The organism is Streptomyces sp. cg36 (genome assembly GCF_041080675.1).
GTDB lineage: Bacteria > Actinomycetota > Actinomycetes > Streptomycetales > Streptomycetaceae > Streptomyces.
Genome location: NZ_CP163520.1, coordinates 3100401 through 3120475 on the forward strand (window position 1 = coordinate 3100401; position 20075 = coordinate 3120475).

The window sequence follows — 20075 nt, forward strand, 5'->3', positions numbered from 1 at the left end:
GCCGTGCCCGCCTCTCGCGCCGTTCACCGCGGCCCCGAGCCGGTGGGGAGCGGTGGTGGCTACTCCGCCAGGCCCGCCAGATGCAGCAGGGCCCGCAGGCCCGGGGTCGCGCCCCGTATCGACAGGTGGCCGCCTGCTCTGCGGGCCGTCAGGTGGAGGCGGGCCAGGGCTTCCAGTGCTGTCAGGTCCGCCCGTACCAGGGCGCCCACGTCGCACACCACCTCCCGGGCCCCGGCCTCGTACAGCGCCCGCAGGCTCGCGCACAGCGGGGGGACGTCGGTCGGGGTCAGTGGCGACGGGACTACTAGGAGCGCGGGTTCGTTGGGGTCCACACGGAGCAGACCCGCGCCGGCCGTGAAAGTCATCGGCCGGACACGGGTCCGCGAGGGGTGGCGCCGGGGCGCCGGGGGGCGTCAGGCGATCCGGTCGAGGACGATCGGGTTCGCGGTGAACGAGGTACCCGCCGGGGCGATGTCGTACGAGCCGCCGAGCGTCTGCAGGGCGTACTCGAACTTCTCCGGCGTGTCCGTGTGCAGGGTGAGCAGCGGCTGACCGGCCGTCACGGTGTCGCCCGGCTTGGCGTGCAGCTCGACGCCCGCGCCCGCCTGCACCGGGTCCTCCTTGCGGGCCCGGCCGGCGCCGAGGCGCCAGGCGGCGACGCCGATGTCGTACGCGTCGAGGCGGGTCAGCACGCCCGAGCTCGGAGCGGTGACCACGTGCTGCTCGCGGGCGACCGGCAGGGTGGCGTCCGGGTCGCCGCCCTGGGCCGCGATCATCCGGCGCCACACGTCCATGGCCGAGCCGTCGGCCAGGGCCTTCTCCGGGTCGGCGTCCTTGATCCCGGCCGCGTCCAGCATCTCGCGGGCGAGCGCCAGCGTGAGGTCGACGACGTCGCGGGGGCCGCCGCCGGCCAGCACCTCGACGGACTCGCGCACTTCGAGGGCGTTGCCCGCGGTGAGGCCGAGCGGGGTGGACATGTCGGTGAGCAGCGCGACCGTCCTGACGCCGCTGTCGGTGCCGAGCGCGACCATGGTGGAGGCGAGCTCGCGGGCGTCCTCGATGGTCTTCATGAAGGCGCCGGTGCCGACCTTGACGTCCAGGACCAGCGAGCCGGTGCCCTCGGCGATCTTCTTCGACATGATCGAGGAGGCGATCAGCGGGATGGCCTCGACGGTGCCGGTGACGTCGCGCAGCGCGTAGAGCTTCTTGTCGGCGGGGGCCAGGCCGTCACCGGCGGCGCAGATGACGGCGCCGGTGGTGTCCAGGACGTTCAGCATCTCCTCGTTGGAGAGCAGCGCGCGCCAGCCGGGGATGGACTCCAGCTTGTCCAGGGTGCCGCCGGTGTGGCCGAGGCCGCGGCCGGAGAGCTGCGGCACGGCCGCGCCGCACGCGGCGACCAGCGGGGCCAGCGGCAGCGTGATCTTGTCGCCGACGCCGCCGGTGGAGTGCTTGTCGGCGGTGGGGCGCGAGAGCGCGTCGAAGTTCATGCGCTCGCCGGACGCGATCATCGCGGCGGTCCAGCGGGCGATCTCCGTACGGTTCATGCCGTTCAGCAGGATCGCCATGGCGAGGGCGGACATCTGCTCGTCGGCGACGACACCGCGGGTGTACGCGTCGATGACCCAGTCGATCTGCTCCGGGCTCAGCTCGCCCCGGTCTCGCTTGGTGCGGATGACGGAGATGACGTCCATGGCATTCCTTCCGGCAAGTGCGGTTCGTCCGTACGGTATACGCGACTCTACGCGCATAGAGAGTGCTGACGGATGCGGCCCCTCCTGCGCCGATGGGCAACGGAGGGGCCGCGGTGGTGGGTTGAGCGGTTACTTCAGGTGGTCCGGCCCGAACGCCTGCGGGAGCATCGCGGAGAGCGGCAGGATCCCCTGCGGGGTCTCCACGAGCAGCTCCGGCCCGCCGAACTCGAAGAGCAGCTGGCGGCACCGGCCGCACGGGACCAGGGCCGCGCCGTGGCCGTCGACGCACACGAAGTGCGTCAGGCGTCCGCCGCCGCCCAGGCGCAGCGCCGAGACCAGGCCGCACTCGGCGCACAGCCCGAGGCCGTACGACGCGTTCTCGACGTTGCAGCCGGTGACGGTGCGGCCGTCGTCGACCAGGGCCGCGGCGCCGACCGGGTAGCCCGAGTACGGGGCGTACGCCCGGGACATGGCGTCCCGGGCCGCCTCGCGCAGGGCCTCCCAGTCGACGGCGGGGGCGTCGGGCGTCACTTGCCCTGGCCCTTGCGGTAGCGCATGCCGTCGGCCTTGGGCATCCGCAGGCGCTGCGCGGAGAGCGACAGCACGAGCAGGGTGACCACGTACGGCGTGGCGCCGACGAAGTCGCCGGGGACGGTGTCCGTCATCAGGTACCAGACCAGGATGACCGCGGCGACGACCGCGCTGACGACCGCCGGGACCAGCGCCTTCTTGTACGCCTTCCAGGCCGCCATCATGCCCAGCAGGACCACCAGGAGCAGCAGCAGCGCGTGGACGGTCTCGCCGCCGTTGCGCAGCTGGAGCGCGTCGGAGAAGCCGAACAGTCCGGCGCCCATGGCGAGTCCGCCCGGCCGCCAGTTGCCGAAGATCATCGCGGCGAGACCGATGTAGCCGCGGCCACCGGTCTGGCCCTCCAGGTAGATGTGCGAGGTGACGAGCGCCAGGAAGGCGCCGCCGAGACCGGCCAGACCGCCGGAGACGGCGACCGCCGCGTACTTGTACGAGTACACGTTGACGCCGAGGGACTCGGCGGCCACCGGGTTCTCGCCGCAGGAGCGCAGGCGCAGGCCGAACGCGGTCTTCCAGAGCAGCCACCAGGTGCCGACGAAGAGGACCACCGCGAGGACGGTCACCCAGGAGACGTCGGTGACCAGGCCGCCGAGGATGCCGGCCAGGTCGGAGACGAGGAACCAGTGGTGCTTCTCGATCGACTCCAGGCCGGAGGAGAGGCCGGGGACGGTGAAGCTCGGCAGCGAGTCGGCGGGCGGCGACTGCTTGGGGTTGCCGCCCTTGGTCGCGGCGTCGCCCTCGTTGAAGAAGAGCTTGGCCATGTACTGCGTGGCGCCGACGGCCAGCAGGTTGACGGCCACACCGGAGACGATGTGGTCGACGCCGAAGGTGATGGTGGCGACGGCGTGGACGAGACCGCCCAGGACGCCGAAGCCGATGCCCGCGAGCAGGCCGAGCCAGGGGCTGGTCTGCCAGCCGACCCAGCCCGCGCCGAACGTGCCGAGGATCATCATGCCTTCGAGGCCGATGTTGACCACGCCGGCCCGCTCGGACCACAGACCGGCCAGGCCCGCCAGGCCGATCGGCACGGCGAGGCCGAGGGCGGCGCTGATCTGGCCGCCGGAGGTGAGCTGGTCGGCGCCGGTGATGACGCGGACGGCGGAGACCAGGAGCAGGGCGCCCGCGACGATCAGCAGGATCTGCGCGAGGGACGCCTTGCGCTTCATGTTGCCCCGCTTGACCCCGGCCGGAGGCGGGGTCGTGGTCGTGTCGGTCGTGACGCTCATGCCGTCACCTCCTGCTGGTCGGACTTGGCGGCCTGGGCCGCGAGCTCGGCGCCGACGCGCTGCTGCTGGCGCTTCAGGCCGTAGCGGCGGACGACTTCGTAGGCGATGACGACGCACAGGACGATGACGCCCTGGATCACGCCGAGGATCTCCTTGTCGAAGCCGATGAATTCGAGGTGGCTGGTGGTGCGCTCCAGGAAGCCCCACAGCAGCGCGCCCAGGGCGATGCCGACCGGGTGGTTGCGGCCGAGCAGCGCGATGGCGATGCCGGTGAAGCCGAGGCCCACCGGGAAGCTGTTGTCGTACTGGTGGCTGTCGTTGAGCAGCGTCGGCAGACCGACCAGACCGGCGACGGCACCCGAGATGATCATGCTGGTGGCGACCATCTTCTTGACGCTGACACCGCTGGCCGCGGCGGCCGACTCGGACTGGCCGACGGCCCGCAGGTCGAAGCCGAAGCGGGTGCGGCCGAGCACGAACCAGTACGCGACGCCGGTGAGGGCGGCGATGACGATGAAGCCCCACAGGGTGCCCGCGGCGCCGGTGTCGATGCTGAAGAACCAGGAGTCCTTCGGCAGCGGCTTGGTGGAGACCAGGGTGCCGGCCGAGTCGAGCTGGCCGAGCCGGTCGGGCTGCATCAGATACGCGATGACCGCGGTGGCGATCGCGTTCAGCATGATCGTCGAAATGACCTCGCTGACGCCGCGCGTCACCTTGAGGACACCCGCGACGGCCGCCCACATCGCGCCCACCAGCATCGCGACGATGATCATCAGCGGGATGGAGACGATGCCGGGCAGGCTCAGGGAACCGCCGACGACGGCCGCGAAGAACGCCGCCATGCGGTACTGGCCGTCGACACCGATGTTGAACAGGTTCATCCGGAAGCCGATGGCCACCGCGATGCCCGCCAGGTAGTACGTGGTGGCCTTGTTCAGGATGTAGATCTGGCTGTCACTGGCCGACCCGTACGACAGCATGTCGTTGAACGCCGTGAACGGGTTCTTGCCGGTGATCAGGATGACCACGGCCGTGACGGCCAGGGCGGCGACCACCGCGAGCAGCGGGGCGGCGATCGCGAGGAGCAGGCGCTCCTTGTCGATCCTGGAGGTGAGCTTCTTCATCGGTCCTCTCCCCCGTCCGTTCCGGACTCCTCGTCCGCCACGTGTTCCAGGTGGCCGGAGGCCGCGCCCGTCATCGCGGAGCCGAGTTCCTCGGGGGTGATCGTGGCGGGGTCGGCGTCGGCGACCAGGCGGCCGCGGTACATCACCCGCAGGGTGTCGGACAGGCCGATCAGCTCGTCCAGGTCGGCGGAGATCAGCAGCACCGCGAGGCCCTCGCGGCGGGCCTCCCGGATCTGGTCCCAGATCTGCGCCTGCGCGCCGACGTCCACGCCCCGGGTGGGGTGCGCGGCGATCAGCAGCTTCGGGTTGTGGCTCATCTCGCGGCCGACGATCAGCTTCTGCTGGTTGCCGCCGGAGAGCGAGGCCGCGGTGACGTCGATGCCGGGGGTGCGCACGTCGTACTCGCGCACGATCCGCTCGGTGTCGAGCCGGGCCGCCTTGTTGTCGAGCAGCCCGCCCTTGGAGTTGGGGCGCTCGGTGACGTGGCCGAGGACGCGGTTCTCCCAGAGCGGGGCCTCCAGCAGGAGCCCGTGGCGGTGGCGGTCCTCGGGGATGTAGCCGACGCCGCCCTCGCGGCGCTTGCGGGTCGGCGCGTGCGAGATGTCGGCGTCGTCGAGCGTGATGACGCCGCCGTCCGGGTCGCGCATGCCCATGATGGCCTCGACGAGCTCGGCCTGGCCGTTGCCCTCGACACCGGCGATGCCCAGGACCTCGCCCTTGTGGATGGTGAAGGAGACATTGGCCAGCACGTCGCGGACGACGCCGTCGGGGTCGGTCGCGGCCAGCCGCAGACCCGCCACCTTGAGCATCGGCACATCGGTGACGGTCGACTCGCGGGTCTCCGGGGACGGGAGCTCGCTGCCCACCATCAGCTCGGCGAGCTGCTTGGAGGTGGTGGTGCGGGGGTCGGCGGTGCCCACCGTCGTACCGCGCCGGATGACGGTGATCTCGTCGGCCACCGTCAGCACCTCGCCCAGCTTGTGGGAGATGAAGATGACGGTCAGGCCCTCGGCCTTGAGCTCGCGCAGGTTGTCGAAGAGCGCCTCGACCTCCTGCGGGACCAGGACGGCGGTCGGCTCGTCGAGGATGAGGGTGCGGGCGCCGCGGTAGAGGACCTTGAGGATCTCCACGCGCTGGCGGTCGGCGACGCCGAGGTCCTCGACCATGGCGTCGGGACGGACGCCGAGGCCGTACGCGTCGGAGATCTCCTTGATCTTCTGGCGGGCCTTGCCGCCGATGCCGTACAGCTTCTCGCCGCCGAGGACCACGTTCTCCAGGACGGTGAGGTTGTCGGCGAGCATGAAGTGCTGGTGCACCATGCCGATCCCGCGCGCGATGGCGTCGGCGGGGCTGCCGAAGGCCACCTGCTCGCCGTCGATGGTGATGGTTCCCTCGTCCGGCTTCTGCATGCCGTAGAGGATCTTCATCAGGGTCGACTTGCCGGCACCGTTCTCACCGCAGAGGGCGTGGACGGTGCCCTTCTTGACGGTGATGTCGATGTCCTTGTTGGCGACGACGCCGGGGAATCGTTTGGTGATGCCGCGCAGTTCGACGGCGGGAGGGCTGGACGCGTTGATGGCGCACTCTCCTACGAGAAGGAGGGGGGTGGGGGCAGAGGGCGTGGTGACGCTAGCGCGCCAACTCCCGCCTACGCGCGTAGAGTTGACACATCGTTATGGGCTCGGCGGGGAGGGGGCTCTCCCTCCCCGCCGAGCCCGGCACTGCTCAGTGCCGTGACGTGGTCCGGCCCCGGTGACGGGGCCGGGTCACGGCCCGGGTCACGGGGTCGTCTTGACCTTGACCTGACCGTCGACGATCTTCTTCTGGGCCGCGTCGATCTGGGCCTTGATGTCGTCGATGAAGCCGCCGCTGGTGGCGAGCGAAACGCCGCCCTTGGCCAGCGAGTAGGCGTTGGTGCCGGTCAGCGGCTTGCCGTCGTGGACGGACTTGACCAGGTCGTAGACGCCGACGTCGACGTTCTTGACGACCGAGGTCAGGATCGAGGACTTGTACTTGTCCAGCGAAGCCTGGTTGTACTGGTCGGAGTCGACGCCGATCGCCCAGGCGCCCTTCTTCCCGTTGACGGCCTCGATGGCGCCGGTGCCGGAGGAGCCGGCCGCCGTGTAGATGACGTCGACGTCCTTGTCGAGCATGCCCTGCGCGGCTTCCTTGCCCTTGTCGGGGCTGGCGAAGCCGGAGGTGTCCGAGCCGTGCGACAGGTACTGGACCTGGACGGTGTCCGAGGGCTTGGTGTCCTTGACGCCCTGGACGAAGCCCGCCTCGAACTTCTTGATCAGCGGCACGTCGACGCCGCCGATGAAGCCGACGTGGCCGGACTTCGACTTGAGCGCGGCGGCGACGCCCGCGAGGTAGGAGCCCTGCTCCTCGGTGAAGACGATGTTGTCGACGTTCGGCGCGTCGACGACGGAGTCGACGATGCCGAAGGTGGTCTTCGGGAACTTGGCGGCGACCTGCTTCATCGAGTTGGCGTAGGCGTAGCCGATGCCGACGACCGGGTTGTAGCCCGCCTGGGCCAGGTCGGTGAGGCGCTGGACGCGGTCGGCCTCGGTGTCCGTGGTCTTGGCGGTCAGCTCCTTGATGTCACCGCCGAACTCGCCCTTGGCCTTGTCGATGCCGCGCGCGGCGGAGTCGTTGAACGAGTGGTCGCCACGGCCGCCGACGTCGTACGCGACACCGACCTTGACGCCCTTGCCGCCCGCGCTGGACGACGAGGAGGAGCCCTTGTCCTTCTCGGACGAGGTGCTGCCACACGCGGTGGCGGAAAGCGCGAGGGCGGCGGTGGCGATACCGGCCGCAGCGATCTTGGATACCCGGCGCACGAGGAGGTCCCTTCAAACACGAACCGAGAGCGCCCCTACCGGCGCTGGTTTCGCGTCGGATCGTAACGCGCGTAGATGTCGCGTAAAGACCTGTTCGGAAGCCGTTATCGGATCGTCGCGAACAGGGGATGAAGTGTCCGGTTACGAACGGTGTCCTTCCAGCAGCGCAGCGGCAGTGAACAGCTCCACACCGACCTTGATCGCCGCTTCGTCGGCGTCGAAATCACCCCGATGCAGGTCAAGCCGGGCATTGGACCCCGGAGTGCGGACGCCCAGCCGGGCCATCGCGCCCGGCACGTGCTCCAGGTACCAGGAAAAGTCCTCGCCACCCAGGGACTGCTCGGTGTCCTCGACCGAGAACGCCCCTCGGCGCGCCGTCTGAGCCTCGCGCAGGAGTTCGGCCACCGCCGGATCGTTCACCACCGGCGGCACCCCCCGGACGTAGTTGATCTCCGACTTGGCCCGGTGCAGGGTGGCCACCTCGTCGATCGCGGCGTGCACCATGTCGGGCGCGTCGCGCCAGGCGTCCAGGTCCAGGCAGCGGACCGTGCCCGCCAGCTCGGCGCGCATCGGGATGACGTTGCAGGCGTGTCCGGCGTCGATCCGGCCCCAGGTGACGGCGAGCCCGGCCCGCGCGTCGATCCGGCGGGCCAGCAGCGCGGGCACGTCGGTGACCACCCGGGCGGCGGCCGTCACCAGATCGGTGGTGAGGTGCGGGCGGGCGGTGTGGCCGCCGGGCCCGTCCAGGGTGATCTCCAGCCGGTCGCAGGCCGAGGTGATCGGCCCGGCCCGCAGCCCGATCCGGCCCGCGTCCACCCGGGGGTCGCAGTGCACCGCGATGATCTTGCCCACGCCGTCGAGCGCCCCGGACAGGATGGCGTCGGTGGCGCCGCCCGGCAGCACCTCCTCGGCGGGCTGGAAGACCAGCCGGACGGGGTGCGGCAGCAGGCCCTGGCGGTCCAGCTCGGCCAGGACCAGACCGGCGCCGAGGACGGTGGTGGTGTGGATGTCGTGGCCGCAGGCATGCGCCCGATCGGGGACGGTCGAACGGTACGGCACGTTGACCTTCGCGTCGGGAATCGGCAGCGCGTCGATGTCCGCCCGGATCGCCAGCATCGGCCAGTCCGGCTCCCGCTCGCCGACATCGCACAGGAGTCCGGTCCCGGAGGCGAGGACCCGGGGCTTGAGCCCGGCCGCCTCCAGCCGCTTCTTGATCGCCGCGGTGGTGCGGAACTCCTGGTTTCCCAGCTCGGGATGCATGTGCAAGTCCCGGCGGAAGGCGATGAGTTCGGCGCGCAGGGGCTCGGGCAACGTCCCGGGCAGCGGGGCTTCCCCGGGCAGATCGGCTTCGGACTCGTCGGAGGCGCGCGACATCAACTGGTTCACCTGTTGAAGAGTAGGCCCCTTCAAGGGCCAACTAACCGTCGATCAACAAAAGTTCAGCCCGATAGGGGAAAGAATCCTGGCGACCTGGTGCTTACGGGCCATGGGGGCTGGGTAAACTCGCCGCTCGTTTCTCGGTGGGGTCCCAGCCGTATCGCAGTACGTTGTCAGCGGGATCTCAGCGCCCACCCGCCGCACCCGCCCCCGTCCGGCGCCGATCCGCCGTCCGTCCGCCGACCGGGCGGCCCGCTCAGGCCGCCACCATCCGCAGCCCGTGGGCGTCCCGGGCGGTGCCGGTGACGTCCGCGAGGAAGCCCTGGGCGCGCGGGGACGCCTTCTCGGTGAGCCAGCCCGGCTCGATGTCGCAGACCAGCAGCCGCACCTCCGTACCGGCCAGTGCGGGCGGCAGGGTGTGCACCACCGTGGAGGGGAAGCTCAGGATCGTCCGCCCCACCGGCCCGCGCCGGGCGATCAGCTCCAGCGGCAGGTCCGGGCGGACGATCTCCAGACCGGTGCGGGCGCGCAGGGTGTGCAGCTTCTCGGTGGACTCGCGGCGGTGCGCGAAGTAGCGGGTGACGCCGTGGGTGCGGGCCAGGGCCGCGACCGCCTCCAGATAGCGGTCCGGGTCGACCACGCCCGTCTCCACCAGCGAGGTGCCCACCATGTCGGCGCCCTTGGTGATGCGGGGCGGGCCGAATCTGGCCCGGGTCCAGCCGAAGGTGTTGCGGGTGACGGTGACGGCGTCCGGGGCCTGTACGGGCATGGCGCTGAACACCTCGACCGCGCGTGAGCCCGAGGGGGTGAGGCGGCGCCGCGCCGAGGCGGCGAACGGCGCGAACGCCAGGTCGCGCGGGCCGATCCGGCTGCCGCGCCGGTGCCAGCGCACCAGCCGCTCCCCGTCGGCCAGCTGGGAGACGAACTCCATGGTGGCCGTGCCGTCGTCGACGACCACCAGGTCGTCGGCGCGGGCCACGGTCAGCAGCAGCTGCACATAGCGCGAGAACGGGTCGCCGATGACGATCCGGTCGGCGCGGCGCAGCAGCCCGGAGAGCCCGCCGATGGTGCGCAGCGGCGCGGTGGGCCCGCCGCGCGCCTCCTCCCAGCGCACCCGCATGCCCTCGTCGCGGGCGAGTTCGGCCATCCGGCGCAGCTGGCCGCGCGACATCGGGTCGGTGGGCGACAGGACGACGACGGTCAGGTCGTCGGGGGTGGTGGCCGCCTCCCCGGGACCGGTCCGCTGGGCCGGCACGCCGTTGAGGAGCGGGCGCGTGGAATGGGCCCACTCCAGCACGTTGAGCAGCTGGACCGGGCTCTCCACGAAGGCGATCGTGGCGGAGGTGTCCCGAGGCACGGCGGCCGGCCCGTCAGACCGCGACCGGGGTGCGGCCGGCGTCGGCCGCCTCGGTCTCGGCGACCACACCGGCGACCCGGCGCAGCTTCTTCATCGGGGCGAGCTCCGAGTCGTAGACCTTCTTGACGCCGTCGCCGAGCGCGGCCTCGATGGTGCGGATGTCGCGGACCAGGCGCGCGAGGCCGCCCGGCTCGACGGAGGCGGCCTGGTCGGAGCCCCACATCGCGCGGTCCAGGGTGATGTGGCGCTCGACGAAGGCGGCGCCGAGGGCGACGGCGGCGAGCGTGGTCTGCAGGCCCGTCTCGTGGCCGCTGTAGCCGATCGGGACGTTGGGGTACTCGGCCATCAGGCTGTTGATGACCCGCAGGTTGAGCTCCTCGGCCTTGGCCGGGTACGTGGAGGTGGCGTGGCAGAGCAGGATGTTGTCGCTGCCCAGGACCTCGACGGCGTGCCGGATCTGCTTCGGCGTCGACATGCCGGTGGAGAGGATCACGGTGCGGCCGGTGGCGCGCAGGGCGCGCAGCAGCTCGTCGTCGGTGAGCGAGGCGGAGGCGACCTTGTGGGCGGGCAGGTCGAACTTCTCCAGGAAGGCGACGGCCTCGGTGTCCCACGGGGAGGCGAACCAGTCGATCCCGCGCTTCTTGCAGTGCTCGTCGATGGTGCGGTACTCCGACTCGCCGAACTCCACCCGGTGGCGGTAGTCGATGTACGTCATCCGGCCCCACGGGGTGTCGCGCTCGATGTCCCACTGGTCGCGCGGGGTGCAGATCTCCGGGGTGCGCTTCTGGAACTTGACGGCGTCGCAGCCCGCGTCGGCGGCGGCGTCGATCAGGGCGAGGGCGTTGCCCAGGTCACCGTTGTGGTTGATGCCGATCTCACCGGTGACGTACACCGGCTGACCCGGTCCGGCGGTGCGGCTGCCGAAGGTGCGCAGACGGTTGCTCATGAGGGGGTGTCCTTACTGGGCAGGGGAGTTGTGGCGCGTGGGGTGGGGCGAAGGGGTGTGGTGGAGCTCGGGTCCGAGGAGCCAGGCGGCGATCTCGCGGATCGCGCCCTCGCCGCCGGGGGTGGCGGTGACCGCGCGCGCGGCGGCGCGCACGGAGTCGTGGGCGTCGGCGACCGCGACCGGCCAGCCGACGAGGGAGAAGCAGGGCAGGTCGTTGACGTCGTTGCCCGCGTAGAGCACCCGGGCCGGGTCGACCCCGCGCTCCTCGCACCAGCGCTTGAGGGCGAGGTCCTTGCGGTCGATGCCGTGCAGCACGGGGACCTGGAGCTTGCGGGCGCGGGCGGCGACCACCGGGTTCTGCTCGGTGGAGAGGATCAGCAGCTCCAGTCCGGCGCGGCGCAGGGCCGCGACGCCGAGCCCGTCGCCCCGGTGGACGGCGACGAGTTCGCGGCCCTCGGAGTCGATGAGGACCCGGTCGTCGGTCTGGGTGCCGTCGAAGTCGAGGACGACCGCGTCGACGTCGGCGCGGCCGGGCACGGGCGCCGCGTCCAGGAGCGGCGCCAGCGCGCGGGCGCGGGCCAGGTCGTGCGGGTCGTCGATCTCCAGCACCCGGGCCGGGTCGGTCGGCACCAGCGCGGTGTGCCCGAAGAAGCGGTGCCGGTGGGTGCGGAAGCCCTCGGCGTCCATGGCGTAGGCGGCGCCGGTCTCCAGGAAGTCCTGCGGGCGGTCCTGGCGGCGCGGGCGGAACGCCTTGTCGTGGCCCAGGCCCTCGCCGTCGCGGTCCGCGGACTCGCGCCAGACGAAGCCGTGGAAGGGCGCCACCGCGACGGCCGTGTCCGCGCCGCCCTCGACGACGGCCGCGGCGACCGCGTCGACGTCCTCGCCGGTCAGGAACGGGCTGGTGCACTGCACCAGGAGCACCACGTCGGCGTCCGGGTGCCGCTCCAGGGCGTGCAGCACGGCCGCCTCGCTGGTCGCGGTGTCGCCCGCGATCGCGGCGGGGCGCACGACGACGTCGGCGCCCGCGCCGCCCGCCGCGCCCGCGATGGCCGGGTCGTCGGTGGAGACGGCGACGTCGGTGACGTACCGCGCGGCCAGGCAGGCGCGGACCGCCCGCACGACGAGCGGGACGCCGCCGACCGGGGCGAGGTTCTTGCCCGGGACGCCCTTGGAGCCGCCCCGGGCGGGGATGACGGCGAGGACCTTGCGGCGGGCCTGCGGTGCTGTGCTCACAGTTCTCCCATCCGGCGGATGACCGGGGCCACGCGCTGGACGCCGTGGCGGTAGGCCCCGCGGGCCGCGTCCCGTACGGCGTCGCGCACCAGACGGCGCACGCCGGTGGCCTCCGTCTCGGGTGCGGCGCCCGGCAGCGGGGTGCCGTCGGGGGCGAGGTGGTGGCGGGCGAGGATGCCCGGCAGATAGCCGGGGGCGGTGACGGGCGTGTAGTACGGGCTGACGGGCGCCAGCGCCGGGCGGGCGAGGAGTTCGGCGAGCCGGGCGCGCACCGCGTCGAAGGCGCCCTCGTACGCCTCGCCGGGCGCCACGCCCTGGGCGGCGAGCCAGCGCGGGTCGGGGCTCGGGCGGTGTCCGGCGTCCAGCTGGTCCCAGGAGGCGAGGCAGCCCGAGCCGATGAAGTGGTGGTTGCCGAGGGCCTCGCGCACGCCCAGGTCGGTGAGGACGGCGGTGGGCACCGAGCGGTGCAGGGACTCCAGGGCGGCCGTCGAGGAGACGGTGACCAGCAGGTCGGTGCGGTCCAGGACCTCGCCCATGTGCCCGTACACCAGCCGGAAGTTGGGCGGCGGATCGAGGGAGCGGGCGAGCTTCTGGTAGGGCTGCTCCTCGATGTGCGTGGTGTGCTCGCCGGGCTTGGAGCGCAGCTTGAGGAGCACGTCGCGCTCCGGGTGGCGGCGGGCGTGCCCGATCAGCCGCCGCAGCAGGTACATCCGGTCGGCGCGGCTCTCGGGCACCGAGGGCTGGGCGGCGAAGACCACCGTGTCGCGGCCGGGTTCGGGGGTGTGGGGGGCGCCGCCCAGGAAGGGCAGGGCGGCCTCGGTGACCGCGGCGGCGTCCGCGCCCACCCCCTCGTACACGGCCCGGAACCGCTCGGCGTCGTGGCGGGAGTTGGCGAGCACCACGTCGGCGCCGTGGCGCAGCAGCAGCCCGTCGGCCAGCTTCTCGTAGACGACGCCGACGTAGCCGGTGACCAGGACGGGCCGCCGGGCGTGGCCGGGCCAGAGCCGGGCGAGGCCGTGCAGCGCCGCCTGCGCCGCGCCGCCGACCAGGGCGAGGACCACCACGTCGTACGGCTCCCGCTCGGCGGCGCGCAGGAACTCGGCCATCGTCACCTCGCGCAGCGCGTCGGCGGCGACCCCGACCTCGGCCAGCTGGCGCGGGGTGGGGGTGGCACGGCCGCGCAGCAGGAAGCCGGCGAGCTCGGGCGGCCGGCCGGCGATGCGGCGCGCGGTGAGGGCACCCCATTTCCACCGGGTGTCGGAATCCGCGACGACGGCGATCCGCAAGGGGGCGTCGGCGGGACTGGTACGTACGGGCACGTCGAAGAAGCTAGGAATCCAGGTGGATTGGCGGCCCAACTGGACCGCAACAGATGGTTAACAGCGCGTCTACGAAAGAAGAAAGAGCCCGGGGAGCGAACCGGTTAATAAGCCGGTCGCCCAGTGTTCACCCGTCATCCCTCGCCCGGTCAGTACGAATGACGCGGGGCCACTTAGCGTCACGTGGGTGGTCAAGCTCTCCGTGGTCGTGCCGTTCTACAACGTGCGGACCTATGCCCCCGACACCCTGCGAAGTCTGCGCGACAACGCGCGGGACGACTTCGAGTTCCTGCTGGTCGACGACTGCTCCTCGGACGGTACGGCCGACCTCCTGGCCCGCGCCGAGCGCGAGCTGCCGGGGGCGGTGGTCCTCAGACACGAGAAGAACGGCGGCCTCGCCACCGCGCGCAACACCGGCATCGACGCGGCGCGCGGCGAGTACGTCACGTTCCTCGACGGGGACGACTGGCTGGCGCCCGGCTACTACGCCCGACTGGTCGCCGCCATCGAGGAGTTGGGGTGCGACTTCCTGCGCACCGACCACGTCCAGTGCACCGGCAGGGACCGGTCGGTGCAGCGGGTGCCGCACGGGCGGCGCGGCGAGGCGATGGACCCGCGCGCCGCGATCCTGCCGGCCACCCGCTCCACCTCGGTGGACTACGCGTTCGCCTGGGCCGGGATCTACCACCGGCGGCTGGTGGAGCGGGGTCTGCTGCACTTCACGGACGGGCTGCGCACGGCCGAGGACCGGCCCTGGATCTGGCGGCTGCACCGGGGCGCGGATTCCTTCGCGGTGGTCGGCCTGCTGGGCGTCCACTACCGCCGGGGAGTGGCGACTTCACTGACCCAGATCGGTGACGTACGCCAGCTCGATTTCATTCGCGCATTCGACCAGGTAATCGAAGACACCGCTCAAGATCCAAATTCCGCGGAACTGCTTCCCAAAGCGGTACGGACGTACTGCGCCATCATTTCCCACCACCTGGGAAACAGCGAAAGGTTCGAACCTGCGGTGGCTCGCAAACTGCGGACAATGAGTGCGGCGGCGCTGAAACGGATGCCGCAGGACATTCTGAAGGAGGCGCTGGACTCGATGGACTCGGCCCGCGCCGGCCGGCTGCGGCGACTGCGCGGCCGCACCACCGCCCCGCGCCCCGCGGGGGCCGCGGCCTGATGCGTACCACCCAGATCTTCCTCGCGAGCACGCTGTACGGGGTGGCCACGCTCGCCGCCGCGCTCGACAGCGACTGCTTCGGCCCGGCCGACCGGCGGCTGCTGCTGGTCAGCAACAACGCCCCGGTCCCGGAGACTTCGACCCCGGTGGACGCCATGCCGGGCTTCGCGCGGCTGCGGGACCGCTTCGACGGGGTGCTCTCCTGGAACGAGACGATCGCGCCGATGCACCCGGGCGGCTGGGGGCCGCGCGCCGACGACGTCCCGCTGTGGGAACGCCAGCTGCGCCGCGCGTGGGACCTCGGCGACGACCGGATCGAGCTGGCCGTGGAGTCCATCCAGGTCAACCCGGCGGGCGCGGTCGCCCAGCTGTTCCCGGACGCGCCGCTGCACGTGTACGCGGACGGCCTGATGAGCTACGGCCCCACCCGCAACAAGCTGGACCCGCTGGTGGGCACGCGGGTGCGGCGGGTGCTCCACCTGGACCTGGTGCCGGACCTGGAGCCCCTGCTGCTCGGCGAGTTCGGGGTGCCCGCCGAGGTGATCCCGACGGCCGCCTTCACCAAGGTGATCGGCGAACTGGCCGCCGAGGAGGGCGAGTTCGACGTCCCGGAGGGCGCCGCCCTGCTGCTCGGCCAGTACCTGGCCGCGCTCTCGATCCTCACCGAGGCCGAGGAGGAGGAGCTGCACCTGGCGATGGTGCGCGGGGCCGCCGCCCGCGGCCACGACCGGATCGTCTTCAAGCCGCACCCCTCGGCCCCGCCCGCCTGGTCCCGCTCGCTGCGCGCCGAGGCGCAGTCGCTGGGCGTCGAACTCACCGTCCTGGAGAGCCCGGTGCTGGCCGAGGTGCTGTACGAGCGGCTGGCGCCCGCGCTGGTGGCGGGGTGCTTCTCCACCGCGCTGCTGACCGCCTCCGCCTTCTACGGGCTGCCGGTGGCGCGCACCGGCACCGCGCTGCTGCTCGACCGGCTCACCCCGTACCAGAACAGCAACCGGATCCCGGTGACGCTGGTGGACGCGCTGCTCCCGCCGCTGGAGGGCGAGCCGCCCGCGCCGCCCGCGGACCTGGCGGGGCTGGTGACGGCGGTGGGCTACGCGATGCAGTCCGAGATCCGCCCGGACCTGCGGGCGGGCGCGGAGCGCCATCTGGCGCGCCACCTCGACCCGTACACCTGGCGCTACTTCAAGCGCCGCCGGCTCACCACCCTGGCCCTGCCCGGCGCCGTCCCGTCCCAGCTCGCCTTCATCCCGCGCAACGCGACGGTGCGCAAGCTGGCCCGCCGGGCGCGGGCGGCGGCGCGCCGGGCCCGCGCCGCCTAGGGCGCGTCCGCGCCGGGGGCGCCCCCGGCGTACAGCGCCTCCGCCCCCGCGATCACCATGCGCAGGCCCGCCTCGAAGCGTTCGTCGTAGTCCTCGAAGAGCCCCGGGCCCGCCGCGGCGGCCAGCGGGAAGTCGGCGAGGCGGACCGCGCGGGCGCCGACGTCGAAGGGCTCGTCGCCCATGCCCTGCTCCTCGGCGACGAAGCCCATCGTGTACGCGTACGCGGTGGTGCCGGCCAGCACCGCGTCCGCCGGGGCGAAGCCCGCCGCCCCCATCTCCGTCAGCAGCACCTCCATCGGGCGGGCGTGGTCGGTGCCGGTGAAGCGGGCGCCGCCGTACACCTTGGCGCCGTCCCGGTAGCTCAGCAGCATCGTGCGCAGCGACCGGTTGAAGCCCGCCAGCAGCTCCTGCCAGGGGGCGTCCGGGCGCGCCCCGGGGACGCCGTCGTGCTCCTGCGCCAGGCGCCGGTACATCACGGTCGCCATCTCGTCGAGCAGCGCCTGCTTGTTCTTGAAGTGCCAGTACAGCGCGGGCGCCTGGACCTTGAGCTCCTTGGCGATGGCCCGCAGGGAGAGCCCGTCGAGCCCCACCTCGTTCAGGAGCCGCAGCGCGGTGTCGGCGACCAGCGCCCGGTCGATTCTCGTCGTAGCCACCTTGACAATTTAACATCGTTAAGCCCATGCTTCCGGGCATGGCACTTAACAGCGTTAAGGAATTGTCGTCCGCCACCGTCGCCACCGACGTGCTGATCGTCGGCGCCGGGCCCGCCGGTCTGGTCCTCGCCGTCGACCTCGCCCGCCGGGGCGTCCCCGCACTGCTCGTGGAGAAGGGCCCCGCGCTCTTCCCCGGCTCGCGCGGCAAGGGCCTGCAGCCCCGCACCCAGGAGGTGCTCGACGACCTCGGGCTCACCGGGGCCCTGCGCACGGCCTCCCGCGCCTACCCCCGGATGCTGGCGTGGGAGGGGCCCGAGGGCACCACCCGGGGCCGCGAGTGGGACATGATCGAACGCGCCGAGCCCACCGAGCAGGTCCCCTTCGCGGACGCCGTCCTGATCGGCCAGGCGCATCTGCAGGCACTGCTCCACCAGCGGCTGCTGGAGCTCGGCGGCCGGGTCGTCCTCGACACCGAGCTGACCGGCCTCGACCAGGACGAGGACGGCGTCACCGCGCACTTCGCCGCCGCCCCGGACATCCGCGCCCGCTACCTCGTCGGCACCGACGGCGGGCGCTCCACGGTCCGCCGCCTGCTCGGCATCGCCCTGTCCGGCGAGACCGTCGACCCGAAGCCGCTGCTGGTCGCCGACGTGATCCTGACGAGGGACGCGTTCGCCGACGACCGCAACTGGCACGCCTGGACCGGCGGTCCGGACGGCGGCGCGGTGCTCTGCCCGCTGCCCGGCACCGAGCGGCTCTTCCAGCTGGTCGCCCAGTACAGCGACCCGGCCGCCGTGCCGGACGCCACGGACGAGGGCGTGCGCAAGCTGCTGGCCGCCCGCACCGCCGTCGCCGCCGACCAGATAGCGGAGGTCGTCTGGGCCTCCGGCTTCCAGCCGCGCGCGGCGCTGGCCGACCGCTACCGCGCCGGGCGGGTGTTCCTGGCGGGCGACGCCGCCCACATCCACTCCCCGGCCGGCGCCCAGGGCCTCAACACCAGCTCCCAGGACTCCTACAACCTCGGCTGGAAGCTCGGCCAGGTGCTGCTGCACGGCGCCCCCGAGGAGCTGCTGGACACCTACGAGACCGAGCGGCGGGCGGTCGCCGCCGATGTCCTCGGCCTCAGCACCCGGCTGCACCGCGAGGCGCTGCTGGGCGAGGGCAGCCGCCGCGGCAGCGAGGTCAAGGGGCTCGGCATCGACTACCGGGGCGGCCCGCTGGCGTCCGGCCGGGCCGGAGCCCTGGAGGCGGGCGACCGCGCCCCCGACGGCGTCCGCCCCGAGGGCCGCCTCTTCGACCTGTTCCGGGGCCCGCACTTCACCCTGCTGGCCTTCGGCACCGAACTCCCGCCCCTGGAGGCCCCTTTGGTCCACGCGCACGCGCTCGGCCCGTACGAGGCGTACGGCGAGGGCCTGTTCCTCGTCCGCCCGGACGGGTACGTCGGCTGGGCCGGCCGGACGGCCGAGGGCCTGACGGAGTACCTGGAGCGCACGGGCGCGCTCTGACCGCGCCTCAGAACACCTCCCGGGGCTCGTAGGAGCCCCACACCTCCCGCAGCGCGCCGCAGACCTCGCCGACCGTGGCCCGGGCCCGCAGCGCGTCCTTCATCGGGTACAGGACGTTGTCCTCGCCCCGGGCCGCCGCGCGCAGGGCGTCCAGGGCGGCGGTGACCGCGCGGGCGTCGCGCCCGGCCCGCAGCCGGGCGAGCCGGGCCGCCTGCCGCGCCTCGATCGCGGGGTCGACGCGGAGCGGCTCGTACGGCTCCTCCTCGTCCAGGCGGAAGCGGTTGACGCCGACCACCACCCGCTCGCCGCTGTCGGTCTCCCGGGCGATCCGGTAGGCCGAGCGCTCGATCTCGGCCTTCTGGAAGCCCTGTTCGATCGCGCCGACCGCGCCGCCCAGCTCCGCCACCCGCGCCATCAGCTCCAGCGCGGCCCGCTCCACGTCGTCGGTCATGCTCTCCACCACGTACGAGCCCGCGAACGGGTCGACGGTGGCGGTCACGTCCGTCTCGTACGCGAGGACCTGCTGGGTGCGCAGGGCGAGCCGGGCGCTCTTGTCGGTCGGCAGCGCGATGGCCTCGTCGAAGGAGTTGGTGTGCAGCGACTGGGTGCCGCCGAGCACCGCCGCCAGGCCCTGCACGGCGACCCGGACCAGGTTCACCTCGGGCTGCTGGGCGGTCAGCTGCACCCCGGCGGTCTGGGTGTGGAAGCGCAGCATCCACGACCTGGGGTCCCGCGCGCCGAACTCCTCGCGCATCACCCGCGCCCAGATCCGGCGCGCCGCCCGGAACTTGGCGACCTCCTCCAGGAACGTGGTCCGCGCCACGAAGAAGAACGACAGGCGCGGCGCGAAGTCGTCCACGTCCATCCCGGCCGCCACCGCCGTGCGCACGTACTCGATGCCGTCGGCCAGCGTGAACGCGACCTCCTGCACGGGCGAGGCGCCCGCCTCGGCCATGTGGTACCCCGAGATGGAGATCGTGTTCCAGCGCGGGATCTCGGCCCGGCAGTAGCGGAAGGTGTCCGCGACCAGCCGCAGCGACGGCTTCGGCGGGAAGATGTAGGTGCCCCGCGCGATGTACTCCTTGAGCACGTCGTTCTGGACCGTGCCGGTCAGCTCGCGGGCCGCGACCCCCTGCTCCTCGCCGACCAGCTGGTACATCAACAGCAGCGGCGCGGCGGGCGCGTTGATCGTCATCGAGGTGGAGACCCGGTCCAGCGCGATGCCCTCGAACAGCACCCGCATGTCGTCCACCGAGTCGACCGCCACCCCGACCCTGCCCACCTCGCCGTGCGCGAGCGGCGCGTCGCTGTCGTGGCCCATCTGGGTGGGCAGGTCGAAGGCGACCGACAGACCGGTGGTGCCGTCGGCGATCAGCTGCCGGTAGCGGGCGTTGGACTCGGCGGCCGTGCCGAACCCCGCGTACTGCCGCATCGTCCAGGGGCGGCCGGTGTACATCGTCGGGTACACGCCCCGCGTGTACGGGTACGCGCCGGGCTCGCCCAGCCGCTCCCGCGGGTCCCAGCCCGCCAGCGCCCCCGGCCCGTACACCGCCCCGATCGGCAGCCCGCTCTCGGTGGTCCGGCCCTCGTCCGACTCGTGCGCCATCCGCTCCGCCTCGTCTCCGCCGCACTCCCGTGGAAACGCGCCAACCATTGCCCGCGCCCCACTGCAACCATCCGGCCCGGGAAACAGTCTCTGGGGACGTCCAGAGAATCACCCAGG

General features: G+C 72.5%; 17 protein-coding genes. 3 read left to right on the top strand and 14 right to left on the bottom strand.

The window, feature by feature from the left end; genetic code table 11:
• Positions 1 to 59: 59 nt before the first annotated feature.
• The 12 genes from AB5J87_RS13680 to AB5J87_RS13735 all read right to left on the bottom strand — a co-directional run bounded on the left by AB5J87_RS13680 (position 60) and on the right by AB5J87_RS13735 (position 13701).
• Complete coding sequence (locus AB5J87_RS13680) at positions 60 to 365, bottom strand: STAS domain-containing protein (RefSeq protein WP_369376837.1); 306 nt, start codon at positions 363 to 365, stop codon at positions 60 to 62.
• A 48-nt stretch (positions 366 to 413) separates the two neighbouring features.
• Positions 414 to 1691, bottom strand: a complete 1278-nt coding sequence (locus tag AB5J87_RS13685; RefSeq protein ID WP_369376838.1) for a thymidine phosphorylase — start codon at positions 1689 to 1691, stop codon at positions 414 to 416.
• 129 nt (positions 1692 to 1820) lie between these two features.
• Positions 1821 to 2222 (bottom strand): cytidine deaminase, encoded by a 402-nt coding sequence (locus AB5J87_RS13690; protein ID WP_369376839.1) that lies wholly within the window; start codon positions 2220 to 2222, stop codon positions 1821 to 1823.
• Positions 2219 to 3445 (bottom strand): ABC transporter permease, encoded by a 1227-nt coding sequence (locus AB5J87_RS13695; RefSeq protein WP_369383511.1) that lies wholly within the window; start codon positions 3443 to 3445, stop codon positions 2219 to 2221. The genes AB5J87_RS13690 and AB5J87_RS13695 overlap by 4 nt, the downstream gene beginning before the upstream one ends.
• A gap of 56 nt (positions 3446 to 3501) precedes the next feature.
• The gene (locus tag AB5J87_RS13700) at positions 3502 to 4629 is read right to left on the bottom strand and encodes an ABC transporter permease (RefSeq protein WP_369376840.1); all 1128 of its coding nucleotides are present in this window, start codon (positions 4627 to 4629) and stop codon (positions 3502 to 3504) included.
• On the bottom strand, positions 4626 to 6176 hold the full coding sequence (locus AB5J87_RS13705; RefSeq protein WP_369383512.1) for an ABC transporter ATP-binding protein: 1551 nt from the start codon (positions 6174 to 6176) through the stop codon (positions 4626 to 4628). Before AB5J87_RS13705 ends, AB5J87_RS13700 begins: the two co-directional genes overlap by 4 nt.
• Before the next feature lie 231 nt (positions 6177 to 6407).
• Positions 6408 to 7469, bottom strand: a complete 1062-nt coding sequence (locus AB5J87_RS13710) for a BMP family protein (RefSeq protein ID WP_369376842.1) — start codon at positions 7467 to 7469, stop codon at positions 6408 to 6410.
• A 141-nt stretch (positions 7470 to 7610) separates the two neighbouring features.
• Complete coding sequence (locus AB5J87_RS13715; protein WP_369383513.1) at positions 7611 to 8843, bottom strand: amidohydrolase; 1233 nt, start codon at positions 8841 to 8843, stop codon at positions 7611 to 7613.
• Between the two features lie 259 nt (positions 8844 to 9102).
• Positions 9103 to 10203 carry a hypothetical protein gene (locus tag AB5J87_RS13720; protein ID WP_369376843.1) on the bottom strand — a complete coding sequence of 367 codons (1101 nt, stop codon included), beginning with the start codon at positions 10201 to 10203 and terminating at the stop codon, positions 9103 to 9105.
• A gap of 13 nt (positions 10204 to 10216) precedes the next feature.
• Complete coding sequence (locus AB5J87_RS13725; RefSeq protein ID WP_369376844.1) at positions 10217 to 11149, bottom strand: N-acetylneuraminate synthase family protein; 933 nt, start codon at positions 11147 to 11149, stop codon at positions 10217 to 10219.
• A 12-nt stretch (positions 11150 to 11161) separates the two neighbouring features.
• Complete coding sequence (locus AB5J87_RS13730; RefSeq protein ID WP_369376845.1) at positions 11162 to 12382, bottom strand: NTP transferase domain-containing protein; 1221 nt, start codon at positions 12380 to 12382, stop codon at positions 11162 to 11164.
• The gene (locus AB5J87_RS13735; protein WP_369376846.1) at positions 12379 to 13701 is read right to left on the bottom strand and encodes a DUF6716 putative glycosyltransferase; all 1323 of its coding nucleotides are present in this window, start codon (positions 13699 to 13701) and stop codon (positions 12379 to 12381) included. Before AB5J87_RS13735 ends, AB5J87_RS13730 begins: the two co-directional genes overlap by 4 nt.
• A 187-nt stretch (positions 13702 to 13888) precedes the next feature.
• Between AB5J87_RS13735 and AB5J87_RS13740 the strand changes: the two genes are divergently transcribed.
• Together AB5J87_RS13740 and AB5J87_RS13745 are read left to right on the top strand one after the other, a co-directional pair.
• The gene (locus AB5J87_RS13740) at positions 13889 to 14875 is read left to right on the top strand and encodes a glycosyltransferase family 2 protein (RefSeq protein WP_369376847.1); all 987 of its coding nucleotides are present in this window, start codon (positions 13889 to 13891) and stop codon (positions 14873 to 14875) included.
• Positions 14875 to 16194 (top strand): polysialyltransferase family glycosyltransferase, encoded by a 1320-nt coding sequence (locus AB5J87_RS13745; RefSeq protein WP_369376848.1) that lies wholly within the window; start codon positions 14875 to 14877, stop codon positions 16192 to 16194. The genes AB5J87_RS13740 and AB5J87_RS13745 overlap by 1 nt, the downstream gene beginning before the upstream one ends.
• Here the strand turns inward: AB5J87_RS13745 and AB5J87_RS13750 are convergent.
• Positions 16191 to 16847 carry a TetR/AcrR family transcriptional regulator C-terminal domain-containing protein gene (locus AB5J87_RS13750; RefSeq protein ID WP_369376850.1) on the bottom strand — a complete coding sequence of 219 codons (657 nt, stop codon included), beginning with the start codon at positions 16845 to 16847 and terminating at the stop codon, positions 16191 to 16193. The two genes, AB5J87_RS13745 and AB5J87_RS13750, sit on opposite strands and share 4 nt — an antisense overlap.
• A 38-nt stretch (positions 16848 to 16885) precedes the next feature.
• Here AB5J87_RS13750 and AB5J87_RS13755 point away from each other — a divergent pair, with 38 nt between their 5' ends.
• On the top strand, positions 16886 to 18352 hold the full coding sequence (locus AB5J87_RS13755) for an FAD-dependent monooxygenase (RefSeq protein WP_369376851.1): 1467 nt from the start codon (positions 16886 to 16888) through the stop codon (positions 18350 to 18352).
• 7 nt (positions 18353 to 18359) lie between these two features.
• On the opposite strand, the gene AB5J87_RS13760 is transcribed toward AB5J87_RS13755, so the two are convergent.
• Positions 18360 to 19958: a methylmalonyl-CoA mutase gene (locus tag AB5J87_RS13760; RefSeq protein ID WP_369376853.1), complete on the bottom strand. Its 1599-nt coding sequence runs from the start codon at positions 19956 to 19958 to the stop codon at positions 18360 to 18362.
• Between the last annotated feature and the right edge of the window lie 117 nt (positions 19959 to 20075).

Excerpts from the sequence above, each read along its gene's own strand:
- AB5J87_RS13755 (WP_369376851.1), top strand. The coding sequence starts at position 16,886 with ATGGCACTTAACAGCGTTAAGGAATTGTCGTCCGCCACCGTCGCCACC.
- AB5J87_RS13695 (WP_369383511.1), bottom strand. The coding sequence starts at position 3,445 with ATGAAGCGCAAGGCGTCCCTCGCGCAGATCCTGCTGATCGTCGCGGGC.
- AB5J87_RS13685 (WP_369376838.1), bottom strand. The coding sequence starts at position 1,691 with ATGGACGTCATCTCCGTCATCCGCACCAAGCGAGACCGGGGCGAGCTG.
- AB5J87_RS13760 (WP_369376853.1), bottom strand. The coding sequence starts at position 19,958 with ATGGCGCACGAGTCGGACGAGGGCCGGACCACCGAGAGCGGGCTGCCG.
- AB5J87_RS13700 (WP_369376840.1), bottom strand. The coding sequence starts at position 4,629 with ATGAAGAAGCTCACCTCCAGGATCGACAAGGAGCGCCTGCTCCTCGCG.
- AB5J87_RS13745 (WP_369376848.1), top strand. The coding sequence starts at position 14,875 with ATGCGTACCACCCAGATCTTCCTCGCGAGCACGCTGTACGGGGTGGCC.
- AB5J87_RS13680 (WP_369376837.1), bottom strand. The coding sequence starts at position 365 with ATGACTTTCACGGCCGGCGCGGGTCTGCTCCGTGTGGACCCCAACGAA.
- AB5J87_RS13725 (WP_369376844.1), bottom strand. The coding sequence starts at position 11,149 with ATGAGCAACCGTCTGCGCACCTTCGGCAGCCGCACCGCCGGACCGGGT.
- AB5J87_RS13715 (WP_369383513.1), bottom strand. The coding sequence starts at position 8,843 with ATGTCGCGCGCCTCCGACGAGTCCGAAGCCGATCTGCCCGGGGAAGCC.